The 14736-nt window shown below is 55.1% G+C and carries 14 protein-coding genes; 8 read left to right on the top strand and 6 right to left on the bottom strand.

Annotated features, from left to right (window positions below):
• Window positions 1–2 precede the first annotated feature (2 nt).
• Both fliG and BEN30_RS09300 read right to left on the bottom strand, forming a co-directional pair.
• Entirely contained in the window at window positions 3–1022 is a 1020-nt protein-coding gene (gene fliG, locus BEN30_RS09305) for a flagellar motor switch protein FliG (protein WP_069957273.1), read from the bottom strand.
• A gap of 88 nt (window positions 1023–1110) precedes the next feature.
• Window positions 1111–1641: a glycine cleavage system protein R gene (locus BEN30_RS09300; RefSeq protein ID WP_069958075.1), complete on the bottom strand. Its 531-nt coding sequence runs from the start codon at window positions 1639–1641 to the stop codon at window positions 1111–1113.
• A 196-nt stretch (window positions 1642–1837) separates the two neighbouring features.
• Between BEN30_RS09300 and BEN30_RS09295 the strand changes: the two genes are divergently transcribed.
• From BEN30_RS09295 to BEN30_RS09285, 3 genes are all read left to right on the top strand, one after another.
• Window positions 1838–2530 carry a DUF2927 domain-containing protein gene (locus BEN30_RS09295; protein WP_139134944.1) on the top strand — a complete coding sequence of 231 codons (693 nt, stop codon included), beginning with the start codon at window positions 1838–1840 and terminating at the stop codon, window positions 2528–2530.
• A gap of 45 nt (window positions 2531–2575) precedes the next feature.
• Window positions 2576–2953, top strand: coding sequence for a cyclic nucleotide-binding domain-containing protein (locus BEN30_RS09290; RefSeq protein ID WP_069958073.1), 378 nt, complete (start codon window positions 2576–2578; stop codon window positions 2951–2953).
• A 137-nt stretch (window positions 2954–3090) separates the two neighbouring features.
• A complete protein-coding gene (locus tag BEN30_RS09285; RefSeq protein WP_069958072.1) occupies window positions 3091–3816 on the top strand; it encodes a DUF502 domain-containing protein in 726 nt (241 codons plus the stop codon).
• A 9-nt stretch (window positions 3817–3825) separates the two neighbouring features.
• On the opposite strand, the gene BEN30_RS09280 is transcribed toward BEN30_RS09285, so the two are convergent.
• Window positions 3826–4518 carry an SEL1-like repeat protein gene (locus BEN30_RS09280; RefSeq protein ID WP_069958071.1) on the bottom strand — a complete coding sequence of 231 codons (693 nt, stop codon included), beginning with the start codon at window positions 4516–4518 and terminating at the stop codon, window positions 3826–3828.
• Between the two features lie 10 nt (window positions 4519–4528).
• The gene (gene recG / locus BEN30_RS09275; RefSeq protein ID WP_069958070.1) at window positions 4529–6610 is read right to left on the bottom strand and encodes an ATP-dependent DNA helicase RecG; all 2082 of its coding nucleotides are present in this window, start codon (window positions 6608–6610) and stop codon (window positions 4529–4531) included.
• Between the two features lie 83 nt (window positions 6611–6693).
• Between recG and BEN30_RS09270 the strand changes: the two genes are divergently transcribed.
• Together BEN30_RS09270 and mfd are read left to right on the top strand one after the other, a co-directional pair.
• Complete coding sequence (locus BEN30_RS09270; RefSeq protein ID WP_069958069.1) at window positions 6694–6954, top strand: FAD assembly factor SdhE; 261 nt, start codon at window positions 6694–6696, stop codon at window positions 6952–6954.
• Window positions 6951–10457 carry a transcription-repair coupling factor gene (gene mfd, locus BEN30_RS09265; protein ID WP_069958068.1) on the top strand — a complete coding sequence of 1169 codons (3507 nt, stop codon included), beginning with the start codon at window positions 6951–6953 and terminating at the stop codon, window positions 10455–10457. Before BEN30_RS09270 ends, mfd begins: the two co-directional genes overlap by 4 nt.
• Here the strand turns inward: mfd and BEN30_RS09260 are convergent.
• Complete coding sequence (locus tag BEN30_RS09260; protein ID WP_069958067.1) at window positions 10454–11077, bottom strand: DsbA family oxidoreductase; 624 nt, start codon at window positions 11075–11077, stop codon at window positions 10454–10456. The two genes, mfd and BEN30_RS09260, sit on opposite strands and share 4 nt — an antisense overlap.
• A gap of 97 nt (window positions 11078–11174) precedes the next feature.
• On the opposite strand from BEN30_RS09260, the gene cysC reads away from it, so the two are divergent.
• From cysC to BEN30_RS09250, 3 genes are all read left to right on the top strand, one after another.
• Entirely contained in the window at window positions 11175–11774 is a 600-nt protein-coding gene (cysC, locus tag BEN30_RS09255; protein WP_069958066.1) for an adenylyl-sulfate kinase, read from the top strand.
• Window positions 11775–11930: 156 nt separating this feature from the next.
• Window positions 11931–12083: a hypothetical protein gene (locus BEN30_RS18630; RefSeq protein WP_170827009.1), complete on the top strand. Its 153-nt coding sequence runs from the start codon at window positions 11931–11933 to the stop codon at window positions 12081–12083.
• Between the two features lie 94 nt (window positions 12084–12177).
• A complete protein-coding gene (locus BEN30_RS09250) occupies window positions 12178–13194 on the top strand; it encodes a hypothetical protein (RefSeq protein WP_069958065.1) in 1017 nt (338 codons plus the stop codon).
• A 72-nt stretch (window positions 13195–13266) separates the two neighbouring features.
• Here BEN30_RS09250 and BEN30_RS09245 read toward each other — a convergent pair whose 3' ends face one another.
• Window positions 13267–14604, bottom strand: a complete 1338-nt coding sequence (locus BEN30_RS09245) for a methyl-accepting chemotaxis protein (protein WP_069958064.1) — start codon at window positions 14602–14604, stop codon at window positions 13267–13269.
• Between the last annotated feature and the right edge of the window lie 132 nt (window positions 14605–14736).

Genomic DNA, 14736 nt, shown 5'->3' with positions numbered 1-14736 from the left:
GGTCAGTAAACCAGCTGCTCTTCTTCACCTTGTCCGGCGATGACGATTTCGCCGCTGTCGGCCAGTTGTTTGGCGATGGAGACGATGGCGGCCTGGGCTTCGTCGACGTCTTTCAAGCGTACAGCACCCATGGCGTCCATGTCTTCGCGCATGATCTTGGCGGCGCGTTCCGACATGTTGGAGAAAAACAGTTCCTTGACGCTTTCCGAGCCGCCTTTGAGCGCAATGGACAGTTGCCCCTTGTCGGTCTGGCGCAGCAACACCTGAATGCCGGAGCTGTCGACCCGTTCCAGATCGTCGAAGGTGAACATCAACTGTTTGATGCGTTCGGCGCTTTCGCGGTTGCGTTCTTCCAACGCCCCCATGAACCGGGTTTCGGTGTTTCTGTCCAAGGTGTTGAAGATACCGGCCATCATTTCATGGCTGTCTTGACGGGCGGTGCGCGCCAGGTTGGTCATGAATTCGGTGCGCAGGGTCTTTTCCACGTGGTCGAGAATTTCCTTCGACACCGCTTCCATCGAAAGCATGCGGATGACCACTTCCATGGCGAAGTTTTCCGGCAAGGTACCCAACACGTTGGCGGCGTGATCGGGGCGAATTTTGGACAGCACCACCGCCACGGTTTGCGGGTATTCGTTCTTTAAATAGTTGGCCAGAACCGCTTCGTTGACGTTGCCCAACTTGTCCCACATGGTGCGCCCGGCAGGGCCGCGCAGCTCTTCCATGATCTGCGCCACGCGCTCTTCGCCCAGCGCCTTGCTCAGCAACCGTTCGGTGGAATCGTACGACCCCACCAGCGACCCGGTCGAAGACAATTGGTCGGCAAAATCCAGGAACAAGCGTTCCACAACCTTGGAATTGACCGAGCCCAGGTTCGACATGATCTGCGACAGTTCGCGAATTTCTTCGTCGTCCATCAACTCAAACAAAGCAGACGACTGTGCATCGTCCAAAGACAGCATGAAAATCGCCGCCTTTTGGGGTCCGGTGAGGGCTCTATAATCGTCTTTTACACGGGCCATGATGTCAGTGATCTATTGATGCATTTTGCCAGGTCCTGAGCCAAGTCGGCAGGATTCGCAAAAGTATGCCATGAGCGGTAAAAAAATTCTACGGATGAACTTTGTGCCACGCACACGTCAGGCCCAATTCCCCGGCGGTGTTGGTGACAGTGGCCAGGCAGGAATTTTCAGTGTCCGGCGGAATGGCCACGGACGCGCTGATCACATATTGGTTCAGCCCATCGACCGGCAAACGTTCGGAATTGAGGCGCACGATATTGGCATTAAATTGCTCAAACACTTCGCACAGCCGCGCCATCAAACCGGGGCTGTCCCCGCCTGAAACGGAGATGGTGTGGGTGATGGTTTCCGATGCGGGATGGGTTGCATACAGATCAAACTTGGAAACTTTGATCTCGGCCCCCTCAAGTTCGGGCAGGGCTTCGAGTTCACGGTATAAATCATCGAGTTCAATGCCGCTGGGAAATTCGCAAATGGCGGTGAATTCCGCACCTCCACCCAAAACGGCAAAGGTGGTGTCGCCAAGATCCGCGCCCAAATCGAACAACCGTCCTGTGATGGCGGAAATGAGACCGACGCGGTCCGGACCGATAACGGAAACCAAGGCTGATGTGGACATGGTGCTCACTTTTTTCTCAAGGTGTCTTTGGGCTGAGATCGTTTCAGTGGTATTTTATACAAGACTGGATCACGATACAAAATAATCCCATAACAATCGCGTTAGAGTGTTGATATCCCCTTAAATCATTGGAGCATGTCGGGTGAAAATCTTTTGGCGTCAAGGCTGTGTTCTGGGAGTGTGTGTGTCCTTGTTGATGAGCACACCGCTTTTAGCAGAAGAACTGCGCCCGCAACTTGATGATTTGGTGCGCCACTTCGGCAATGTCGTCTTTGGCGATGAATATGGGGTCGGCGATGCGCCGGGCGTGGTCGCCAAATGGCAAGAAAGTCCCATCGGGATTGCCGTGCAAGGGCATTCAACCGATCAACTCATCGATATTGCCGCACGCCACATTCGCGGACTGACTGAAATTACCGGCGTTCAATTCAAAAAAGTTGCCCCGGGCTCGCCCAATGCGAAGATCGATTTGATGTTTCTTTATCGCCAAGAAATGTCGGCGGTGGCCAAACAGCTTCCGCCACGCGATGCCTCAGCGTTGACGACGATGATCAACGATCCGACGGCACGGTGCTTTTTTTTAAGTTGGAAAGTCCCCAACGACCGGATCGTGAAGGCTATCGTTCTTGTGAATGCGAAACTTGAACCAGCAGAAGTTAACGCATGTTTGCTGGAAGAACTGACCCAGGTGATGGGGCTGCCCAACGATGTGGATGCGTATTGGCCGACCTTGTTCAAACCGATCGACAGCTCTTTGAATTGGTCACGGTGGGACAAATTATATCTCAAAACCCTGTACAGCCCGCAAATGAAGCCAGGATTGAACAAGGCCCAAGCCCTTGAGGTCGCACGTACTCTTTTTGCGAAAGAGTTATCTAAATCTCCCTAATAAGGTTACGTTTACCTCAGACAATGAAACCAGGAGTGTTCAAGAATGGGACATGACGTGCTGATCGAACGCAAGGTGTTTCCCCAAGGCGACATCATCTTCAAACAAGGCACAACGGGGCACACGGCTTATATCGTGCAAAAGGGCAGTGTTGATATTGTGCGCGAAGGGGATGACGAAGAACAGGTGCTGTTGGGCACGGTTGGCGTCGGGGGGATCTTTGGCGAAATGGCGGTGATCGACGACAGCCCGCGCATGGCGACGGCGCGCGCTGCGGAACCCACCACAGTGATTATCATCACCGAACAAATGTTTCTCAACAAGCTTAGCAAAGCCGACCCGTTTATTCGCGGTCTGATGAACATCATGGCCGACACCATCCGATCCATGGGCAAAAAAGCGCATAACGAACTGCAAAAATAGGGTGCAAAACCATATTTTTGTCGTTTTTATTCCTCATATTGACTTACGGACGAATATCGCTTGCCGATTGTCCGCGCTTGCTAGAGTGTTCGCTCGCGTTTCCCATCCTTTCGCTTCAGCCCTGAAGAGTGATCCAAATGTCCGATGAAATCAGTCCCTCAAGTTCCAATTCAAAACCCGCGCGGGGTGGGGTTCTGGGCAAGCTCAGAGGCTATTTCATTGCGGGCATTCTCATCACCGCGCCGATTTCCATCACCATTTATTTGGGATGGGCATTCGTCACCTATGTAGACAGCAAGGTCACACCGCTGTTTCCCGCGAAATACAATCCTGAAAACTACCTGCCGTTCGGCGTGCCAGGGCTGGGGGTCGTGGTTTTGGTGATTGGTCTCATCCTCATCGGCGCGTTCACGGCGGGCTTTATGGGACGGTTTTTCCAGCGCTCCTGGGAAGGGATTATGGACAACGTTCCGGTGTTGCGTGGGGTTTACAAAGCACTGAAGCAAATCTTGGAGACCATCTTAGCGCAGCAATCGAATGCCTTTCGCGAAGCCGTATTGGTTGAATATCCGCGCCGTGGCATGTGGGTGATCGCGTTCATCACCGGAAAAACCCAGGGTGAAGTGCAAAGCTTGACGGAAAAGGAAGTCATCAATCTGTTTGTGCCGACCACCCCCAACCCGACGTCGGGTTTTTTGATCTTCGTGCCCAGAGAAGACATGGTGTCTTTGTCCATGAGCGTTGAAGACGCCCTGAAAATGGTGATTTCCGGCGGCATCGTCACACCACCCGACGATCGCCCTCAGGACGAACGGCCCAAAAACGTCGTGCGTTCGACCGAGAACACATCCACAGAGGAATAGGGCCTGAGCCTAAAACGGTTGGCGAATGTAGGGACGGTAGCTGTCTAAAATTTCTCGGCCTTCTTTCATCTTATGGGGCTTTAACGTTGCTGCCAAAAGATCGGCCTGTTTTTGCGATCCGGGGTTGCCCAACTCAGCCGCCAAGGTGAAAAAAGCCCACGCCCGGGGCGGGTCCTTGTAAAACCGCTTGCCCACGCCATTGAGGCTTAGCAAACCATTTTGGTGAAAGCTGGCACCGTGGCGGTAAAAGCCTGCAACGTCGAACGCTATGCGCAGGTCTTGAAGCTTCTGGGTGGCTTTGTCGCGGACCTTTTTGTCGGTGGATTTTTCCATTTCCAGTGCATTCGTCAGGTCAATCATGGCCATCCTGTAAATGCCGTCAATGGGCAGGGCTTCATTGGCCTTTTTTTGCTCTTCCGCATCCAAAAGAACACGCGAAACTTGGCCATAGATGGGGCGATAATAGCTGTACGCTTTGGCCATATCCGTCTCTACGCCCAAGCCGTGTTCATACAAAATGCCCAGATAATACTTGGCCCAAAAGCCCGCTATGCTCTTGTCGTCCCGGAGGCGCTCCCACTGCGTTCGCGCAGTCGCGTAATCTTGGGCTTCATAAGCGCTCAGGCCGTCCTCCAATGGGCTGGCCCAGGCGTTCAACGCCAAGGCACACACAAGGGAGAGCGTGAGGAAAAAAAATTTCATCAAAATTCCTTTAACCAGATCGCAAATATTTGATCGCAGCGTCGCGTTCAAACAAGTACAAAAGCGTGCGCAGAGCCTGGCCGCGTGGGGTTTTTAAATCCGCATCGCCGTTTAGAATCACCTTGGCGTCGTCGCTGGCGGTGGTCAGCAAGGCCTTGTGCGCTTCCAAATCCGCCATGCGAAATTGGGGCAAGCCGCTTTGCCGTGTGCCCAGCACTTCACCAGCGCCGCGCAGCTTTAAGTCTTCTTCGGCGATGACAAAACCGTCTTCGGTTTCGCGCATGATTTTCAGGCGTTTTTGCGCCACTTCGCCCAACGGCGTTTGATACACCAGCAAACACGAAGAGGCACCATGACCGCGTCCGATACGACCGCGCAACTGATGCAGTTGCGCCAGCCCAAAGCGTTCCGCGTGTTCAATCACCATGACGGTGGCTTCGGGGACATCGACACCCACTTCAATCACCGTGGTGGCGACCAAGATGTCGATGGTGCCCGCTTTAAACGCCGCCATGACGGCGTCTTTGTCTTTGCCTTTCATGCGCCCGTGGACCAGACCCACGCGGTCGCCGAACATCTTTTTTAAGTCTTTAAAGCGGTCTTCGGCAGCAGCCAAATCAAGCTTTTCGCTTTCTTCCACCAACGGGCATACCCAATAGACCCGCGCCCCTTCATCCAGCTTGCGCGATATACCTTCGGCAACACTCCCCAGCTTGCCCGACGGCATGACGCTGGTTTTCACCGGCAGCCGCCCGGCGGGTTTTTCCACCAAACGCGACACGTCCATGTCGCCGTAAGCGGTCAGCATCAAGGTGCGGGGAATGGGGGTAGCGGTCATCACCAACACGTCCACGGCTTGGCCCTTGGCGGCCAGTTCCAGGCGCTGATGCACGCCAAAACGATGCTGTTCATCGATCACCGCCAGGCGCAGGTTTTGAAACGCCACGTCGTCTTGAAATAGCGCGTGGGTGCCGACAGCGATTTGAATGGTGCCGGACTTCAAATTCTCCAGCAACGCCTCGCGGGTTTTGCCTTTGTCGCGCCCGGTCAGTAAGGCGACCTTGACGCCCGCTGCTTCGGCCAAAGGCTCAATGGTCTTTAAGTGCTGGCGGGCCAAAATTTCGGTGGGGGCCATCATCACCGCTTGCGCGCCCGTTTCAATGGCCGCCAGCATCGCCAACAAGGCCACCACGGTCTTGCCCGAACCCACATCGCCTTGCAGCAAGCGCAGCATACGGTGGTCCGATTCCATATCCGAAATAACGTCGCCCAGCGCCTTAAGCTGCGATCCGGTCAGGGTGAAGGGCAGGGCGTCGAGGACCTTTTGACGCAACGCGCCGTCACCTTTGGTGGGGTGGCCCTTGGTCTTGCGCATACCCAAACGCACCAGAGCCAGAGCCAATTGGTTGGCCAGCAATTCGTCATAGGCCAACCGCTGGCGGGCCGGGGCCAGCATATCGATATCCGTCGTCTCTTGGGGATTGTGCGCCTTCAACAGGCTTTCGTGCCAGCCGCTCCACCCATGCTTGGCCATCAAAGCCGGGTCGTGCCATTCGGCCAGTTCCGAGGTTTGGGCCAGCGCGCCATGAATGGCCTTGGCAAGAACCTTTTGCGACAGACCTTGGGTGAGGGGATAGATGGGCTCCAGCTTCAAAACGCTATCGATGTCTTCAACCTTCACCACATGATCGGGGTGGGTCATTTGGATTTCGCCCGAATAATGCTCAACCGTTCCCGACACCACCCGCAGCTCGCCTTCGGGCAGGGTTTTCAGCAAATAATCGGAATGGGCGCGAAAAAATGTCAGCACAAGCGTACCCGTCTCGTCTTCGCAAAGGATGCGATAAGGCCGCGTCGGGCTGGATGGCTTGATATGCTGAGAAATGCGCACCGTCAGAGTGCACAGCGCGCCGTGTTCGGCCTCGGCGATTTTACATTGATGGCGGCGATCAACGGCGGCGGCGGGCAGGTGCCACAGCAAGTCCACCACATGCCCGCCCACAAGACGCTCCAGCGCCGGCTTCAAACGCGGACCGACGCCTTTGAGCGTATCGACAGGCTTGAACAGGGGGTAGAGGACTTCAGGGCGCATGTTTATCCCAAATGAGTGTGCTGACAGACGGCGTACAAAGATTTATACCTTCACTCGCCCTCCCACACTAGCCGAGCATATCGATGGACGCCAAACGCAAACGCCTTCTATTTCATTGCACCCATATGGGTATGAAAGAAAACGATGTGATTTTTGGCGACTTCGCCCAGGCCCATTTGATGGATTTGAGCGATCAACAGGTCGAAGCGTTGGAGGTTTTGCTTAAAAACAATGACCTGGACCTGTTCAAATGGGTGATGGGCAAGGCCCCGGTGCCACCCGAGTGGGACACGGACTTGATGAAACGCCTGCAAACCTTCGCGTTAGAGGCCAAAGACGCGTGAAACACGTACTTGATCACTTCACCCAGCCCGGACGCATACGCATTTCCGGCACCCCCGGCGGTATGGATGCCCGCTTGGTGGGCGAATTGGCGAAAAGCGGGCGCGACGTTTTGTTCATTGCCCGCGATGACGTGGCAGGGGCGCGTTTGGATGAGGCGCTGCAGTTTTTTGCTCCCGGTGTGGAACGTATTGATTTTCCGTCTTGGGACTGTCTGCCCTATGACCGGGTTTCGCCCAACGCCACCATCGTCAGCCAGCGCATTCATGCCCTGACCCAGTTGTTGTCGAAATCCGAAGGTCAAGGCCGAGTCATTGTGGCCAGTGTCAGCGCCTTTTTGCAGCGCGTGCCGCCGCGTGATGCCTTCAAAGGCTCAACCCTGATCATCCGTCCAGGTCAAACCATAACGTCTGATGCTTTGGACACCTATTTGGTTGAGCACGGCTATCACAACGCCCAAACGGTGATGGAGCCGGGCGAATTCGCTAAGCGCGGTGGTTTGGTGGACATTTTCCCCACAGGGGCTTTGGAGCCCGTACGGCTTGATTTTTTTGGCGATGAGGTCGAAAGCCTGCGTCGCTTTGACCCCGCCAGCCAACGCACCATCGGTGACGTCGAAGAACTGGCCCTGCACCCGGTCAGCGAAGTGCCCTTAAACGAAGACGCCATCAGCCGGTTTCGCACCGGATATCGGGCGCTGTTTGGGGCCGTAACCAAGGCTGATCCGTTGTATGAAGCGGTGTCGGAAGGACGCCGTCACATCGGCATGGAGCACTGGTTGCCGCTATTTTACGATGGCCGATTGGAAACCATACTCGACTATATGCCCGGCGCGATTGTTTTGTTGGATCACCAAGCGAGCGAGGCCATGGAGGCCCGCCTGGACCTGATCAACGAATACTACCAAGCCCGAAAATCTATGCTGGGTGGGCCCAAGGGGACAAAGGTAGGGGCGCAGTCATCCGACGCGCCGCCCTACAAACCTGTCCCGCCGGAACGTCTGTATTTGGGCGCGCAAGACATCCCCCAAGTCCTTAAGCCTTTTGCCGCCGCCGATTTGGACCCCTTTGACGCCCCCGAAACGGAGGGCGTCATCAACGGTGGGGCCAAAGCCGGGCGGGATTTTTCCGACGCCCGCGTCAATCCCGACATCAACGTCTTCGATGCCTTGGGCGACCATGTCCAAGCCTTGGAAAAAGAAGGCAAAAGGGCATTTATCGGGGCGTTTAGCGAAGGCACCCGCGACCGTTTGATGACGGTGATGGGCGAGCATGGCTTGGAGCCGCTGGCGTTGATCGACAGCTGGACCGCCGCACAAGGCTTGGCCAAGGGCGTCATCGGGGTGGCCGTGTTGGGCTTGGAACGCGGGTTCGTGACGGCGGACATTTGCGTTATTTCCGAACAAGATATTTTGGGCGAACGCCTAAGCCGCCCCGGCAAGCGCAAGATTTCAGCAGAAAACTTCATCGCCGATGTCACCACCTTATCCGAAGGCGACATGGTGGTGCACATCGAACACGGCATCGCGCAATACGCCGGGCTTGTGACCTTGGATGTGGGCGGAGCCGCACACGATTGTTTAAAGCTGATTTACGCCGGTCAAGACAAACTGTTTTTGCCGGTCGAAAACATTGACGTCATAACCCGCTATGGATCGGAAGACGCGGGCGCGCAGTTGGACAAGCTGGGCGGTGCCGCATGGCAAGCGCGCCGTGCGGGGCTGAAAGAACGCCTCAAAGACATGGCCGAGGAGCTCATCAAAATCGCGGCGGCGCGCGAATTGCGCACGACTGAGCGCATGATCCCGGACCCCGGCGCGTTGGATGAATTTGCGTCGCGCTTTGCTTACACGGAAACCGAAGACCAGGCCCGAGCCATCAGGAGTGTGGTGGCGGATTTGGGCGAGGGCCGTCCCACCGACCGCCTGGTGTGTGGCGATGTGGGCTTTGGCAAGACCGAGGTCGCACTGCGTGCCGCGTTTGTCGCGGCCCTGTCGGGGCGTCAGGTGGCTTTGGTGGTGCCCACCACGTTGCTGGCACGCCAACACTTCAAAAACTTCCAGGAGCGTTTTAAGGGCTTTCCCGTCCGGATCGCGCAATTGTCCAGACTGGTCAGCGCCAAAGACATGAAAGCCAACAAAGACGCCATGAAATCGGGCGACGTGGACATCGTCATCGGCACCCATGCATTGCTGGCCAAAGACATCGGCTTTCGCGATTTGGGCTTGCTGATCATCGACGAAGAACAGCACTTTGGCGTCAAACACAAAGAACAGCTGAAAGCCTTAAAAGCCGATGTGCATGTACTCACACTGACCGCCACGCCGATTCCGCGCACGCTGCAACTGGCGCTGACGGGGGTGCGGGAAATGAGCCTCATCGCGACCCCGCCGGTGGACCGTTTGGCGGTGCGTACCTTCGTCACGCCGTTTGATCCCGTGGTGGTGCGCGAAGCCATCATCCGTGAACGTTTTCGCGGCGGGCAAACGTTCTACGTCTGTCCGCGCATCCAAGACCAAGCCTTTTTGAAAAAACAATTGAAAGAATTGGTCCCCGAAGTGTCCGTCGCCGTGGTCAACGGGCAAATGCCCGCCAGCGATTTGGAAGATGTGATTTCTGATTTTTACGACGCCAAGTACGACGTGTTGCTGTCCACCAACATCATTGAATCGGGCCTTGATTTGCCCAGCGTCAACACCATCTTGATCCACCGCGCAGACATGTTCGGCTTGGCCCAGTTGTACCAATTGCGCGGCCGGGTGGGGCGCTCCAAGACCCGCGCTTATGCGTATCTGACGTTGCCACCGGGCAAAAAGCTTACCCCGACGGCGCAAAAGCGTCTCACCGTCATGCAAACCTTGGACACCTTGGGCGCTGGGTTCCAACTGGCGTCCCACGATTTGGACATTCGCGGCGCGGGCAACTTGTTGGGTGAAGAGCAATCGGGCCACATTCGCGAAGTGGGCGTCGAGCTTTACCAGCACATGCTGGAAGAAGCTGTCGCCGAGGCGCGTGGTGAAATCAGCGGCGAGGGCGCGCCCGCTGAGGAATACTCTCCGCAAGTCAGCCTGGGCATTCCGGTGCTGATCCCCGAAAGCTACGTTTTGGATCTAAATTTACGCATGGAGCTGTATCGCCGCGTGTCGCGGTTGACCAGTGACCCAGAATCAGAAGCCTTCGCCGCAGAGCTGATCGACCGTTTTGGCAAGCTGCCCGGTGAAGTGGAAAACCTGCTCAACATCGTGTCCGTAAAGCGTATGTGCAAGCGTGCGCACATCGACAAAATCGACAGCGGCCCCAAGGGTGCGGTGCTGTCGTTTCACAACAACACCTTCCCCAATCCGGGCGGCCTTATTCGCTACATCACCGACCAAGTCGGCACGGTCAACCTGCGCCCCGATCACAAACTGGTCATCAAGCGCGCCTGGAATTCCGAATCTGACAGGCTCAAAGGCGTCATCACTTTGGTCCGCACTCTGGCCGATATTGCTGAGGCTGAAGCCTAAGCTGCTGCGGCGTCGAGCAAGCGGGCGATGATTTCGGGCGGTTGGGCACCTTGCAGGGCGAGTTCGCCGTCGAGCAGAAAACACGGCACGCCATTGACGCCGATGCGATGCGCGCGACTGTTTTGTTCGCGCACCCAGGAAATGTCGGTGCTGCTGTCTAGGTATTCATCCAGTGCGCCGCCGTCCAGGCCGATGGAACGCCCCAGTGCGGACAGTTCATCAAGTTCGCCAATGTTGCGGCCTTCTTGGAAATAGGCGCAAAACAACCGTTCAACCACGCTTTCAGCCAAACCGAATTCATCCGCGTAATGAACCAGCCGGTGAGCGTTGACGGTCGAAGGCGTCAAGTTGATGCGGTCAAAGCGAAACGAAATTTCTTCAGACTGCCCGGCTTCTTCCAACGCCCCCAACAGCCGCCGCACGCGCTGTTCGGTGCCGAATTTATGCATCAAGTAGGCATTGCGGTCCATACCGGCCGGAGGCATTTCCGGATTCAGCATAAACGGACGCCACACCAGACTTGCACTGATGGTGGCGCGCAAACCCAAGGCACGCTGAAGTCGGCGCTTGCCGATGAAACACCACGGACAGATGGGATCAAAAAACACGTCAATTTTCATAGGCGCATTCTTTCACGCCTTGTTCGCGCCGTCGAGATCATCGTTTACGAGAGTGTAATATTGACCTAACCCATACAGCACAATATGCTCCGCCCCCATGAGCCAAAAATCACAAAACATCACTCGCGTAGACCACCGCATTAAGGCCACTGAGCGCCATTCCAAAAATGGTCACCGGGGGGGCGTGGTGTGGTTTACCGGACTGTCTGGTTCAGGTAAGTCGACGTTGGCATTTACCTTGGAAAAGCATCTGTTCGACAAAGGCTTTCAGGCGTATGTCCTAGACGGCGACAACATCCGTCACGGTTTGTCGGGAAACCTCGGTTTTTCAGAATCTGACAGACGCGAAAACATCCGACGCGTCAGTGAAGTCGCGGGCTTGTTTGCCGAGGCCGGCATCATCGCCATTGCGGCCTTCATCTCGCCCTATCACGAAGAACGCCAATTGGCCCGCAAGATTGGCGGAAAAAACTTTGTCGAAGTGTTCTTGTCGGCCGACGTGGAAGTCTGTGAAACCCGCGACCCCAAAGGCTTGTACAAAAAAGCCCGCGCCGGAGAAATCAAAGACTTCACAGGCATCGACGCGCCCTATGAACGCCCCGAACAAGCCGAACTGGTGCTCGACACCGGGCGATTGTCCGTTGAAGCGTGCACCGAGCAACTGGTCCAACTGATCGACAGCCGCTTTCGCCTTTAAGGGCTGCGGTGTGGGGCACACCTTGACACTCAAAATTCTTGTGTTATTCCAAGTATTTATCTGAAAAACAATGTTTTTAGCACAATTTTCCACAAAATAGCGTATAATTAACTTTCATCACACAAGACCGCGCACCCGGTGCGCAAAGGAGGCTTTATGCGTTCACCTCACGTTGATGAATATACCGCACACCTGGTCGGCGCCCCGAAGAGAAGTCACTGGCCACTGGTCCTGTTGATACCTGTTGGTGCCACGGCACTGATTGCCGCAGGCGCATTCGTCATCATGATCATATCCATGGTTTTTTAACGCCAGCACAGTCTTGGTTCAAAAACGCCCCTTAGACAAAGCGGGGCGTTTTTTTTTGTAAAGAAACAATCACAGAGACTTGCTATGTTGCACCATGAGCTTGCCTGATGATTTTCCCCTCAATTTAGCGATCGACCGCCAAAGCCTTTGCGACGGGCGTGGGCGGTTTCGTGAAATCATCGCAGAGCTGAATGCCCATCACGGCCCGTCTTTGCCGGATGCCCGTTCAACGGAATCGATTTTTACGGATCTTGGACCTCCTCCACTAGGCAGCGGAGCCAAGGTTGACGTGTCGAGGGCGTTGGACGGTATCAACGTCATCGCCGTTCCGGGCTTTTTGACCGAATGCGTGGCCTTTTTGGCCGATTGCTTAACCGATGCACTGGCGCACATGGAAGATTTGGGGGCTCGCACCTCCATCGCCCCGGTGGCCGGACGAGGCGGGTGCGCGTTCAATGCCGGGCGGCTGTATGAGCATATCAAAGCCCAAGGCACCAAGCCCGGTGAACTCACCATCTTGGTCCCCATGTCCAAAGGGGCCGCTGACACGTTGGAGATGTTGGCGCTGTATCCCGACGTTGTAGCGCACATCGACGCTATCGTCTCCATCGTTGGCTGTGTTTGCGGTTCTCCTTTGCAGCAGATGTCGCCCAAATGGCTGAAATGGATTGAGCGCAATATGCCGTTGTTCAACTGCGCGCGCTTTAACGGCGACGCGGTGCACAGCCTCAGCCCCAAAACCCGTACGGATTTTTTAAGTCACTTTGAAATGCCCAAAGGCGTGCGCGTCTACAGCTTAGGCGCGGCCGTGGGGGAAGAGGGGGTGTCAAAGGGGATGTTGCCGTCCTATCGAGCCTTAACCACCATTTCGCCGCTTAACGACGGGCAAATGCTGCTCCGCGACCAAATCATGCCGAACGCCACCGTATTGGGCGTGCTCAACTGTGACCACATCGCCTCGGCCATGCCCTTTAACCGCAATTTGGGACTTCTGGCGCGCTTTGTCACCCGGCAGTTTCTCAACCGCAATGCCTTTCCCCGCGAAATCATGCTGGAAGCCATTGTGCGTCAGGTAATTGAAGACACCCAATCACTTCCGACGAAAAGCTAGGACATCAGGCGTAAAAATCGTCCCGTCCGGAACGGATTTGTTAAAAATGCATCAAATTAATAGGTCCTGACCCTAATGGGACGCGATCAATTCATCCAGGAGGCGCAGCACTTCGGCGGACGGCTCTTGCACCAAATAGATTTCCGCAATCGCACCATCCAAGTCTTCATTTTGAAATTTTCGGGCCGCTTCGATACCGTGCTTATGCACCAAGGCGTGGGGAGTACTCAGGGCCTTCATGGCGGGGTGGTTTTTGAGGGTTGGATCGGTTACGGCATCGTACCATTTGCCTAAACGACACGTGTGATGATCCGCCAATTCATCCGGATTAAGGGTACAACGGCCTTTCATCATACCGGCCAGTTTTTTCTTCCAGATCACATGGTCAGACTTGGCCCGCATTATGGTGCCGTTGGGCACTTGCATGGCCATCAAATCGTCCATGTCGGCGGTGATGTGTTTGTCCGCGTTTTCCATGGCATCAACCACTTTGTCAATGGACGCCACGTTTTTTTCCGCCATATCCGAAATCTCCGTGATCCCTTTGCTCACCTGTTGAGAAGCATCCGTTTGGCGCACCAAAACATTGGCGATTTCCCCCATACGATTGGTGACATCGGCAATGTGCGTGGAAATGGTATCCATCTCATCGCAGGTCTCTTGAATGACTTCACGACCCGCAGCAACGGCGTTTGCACCTTCTTCCATGGATTTAACGATGACGTTCATTTCCTTGCGCAAGTTGTCGATGCGATTGGTGATTTCATCCGTCACCCGCGAGGTTTGGTTGGCTAAGTTTTTCACTTCCGAGGCCACCACGGCAAAGCCTTTGCCCGCATCGCCCGCACGTGCCGCTTCTATGGTTGCATTCAACGCCAGAAGGTTCGTCTGTTTGGCAATAGCGTCAATTTCACCGACCATGTCGCTGATTTGCGAGGCGGCGCCTTGAAGCGTATCCACCTTAGCGGCGGCGTCTTCGACCGCGCGGGCGATAGTTTCCATGGTCGTGACGGAACGTTCCGCAGCCATTTTTCCGGAATGTGAGGCTTCTAATGCCATCTGAGATTCAGCAGAAGCGGCTTGAGAATTGGTGGAAATTTCATCCACCGTGGCGATCATGTCAGCGGATGCCGCATGAATTGAGTGACTAAAATGATCAACTTCCCGTACATCGTGGGTCATGGATGCGGCGGAAATGACGGCATTATTGAGCGAGATAGAGACATCGACCATACGCCCCAGGGAGCGCTCACAAAACTGCATCATTTTATCCGCTACTTGGCGGACTATGCGACCCGCAGGGCTGGCCCCTTCTGGAACCTCGATAAACTTACCATTCTCAAGTTGTGTCAGTGCACCAATAGCGTCATCTTCAAATTCAACAGAATGGTTTTCTTGAAGTATGTCCATCGTCAGCCTCCCCCATCGTATATTATCGCATAGTACTAAAATCGCATCATCGTACATCAAATGGACTAGATGTTAACAGTGTGTTAATTCATAAAATTCAGCTTTTTTGACTTGATAATTGTCGATCTATTT

The sequence above is a fragment of the Magnetovibrio blakemorei genome, from assembly GCF_001746755.1.
In the GTDB taxonomy this organism is placed as follows: domain Bacteria; phylum Pseudomonadota; class Alphaproteobacteria; order Rhodospirillales; family Magnetovibrionaceae; genus Magnetovibrio; species Magnetovibrio blakemorei.
This window is presented reverse-complemented; position numbering and strand designations above follow the sequence as displayed.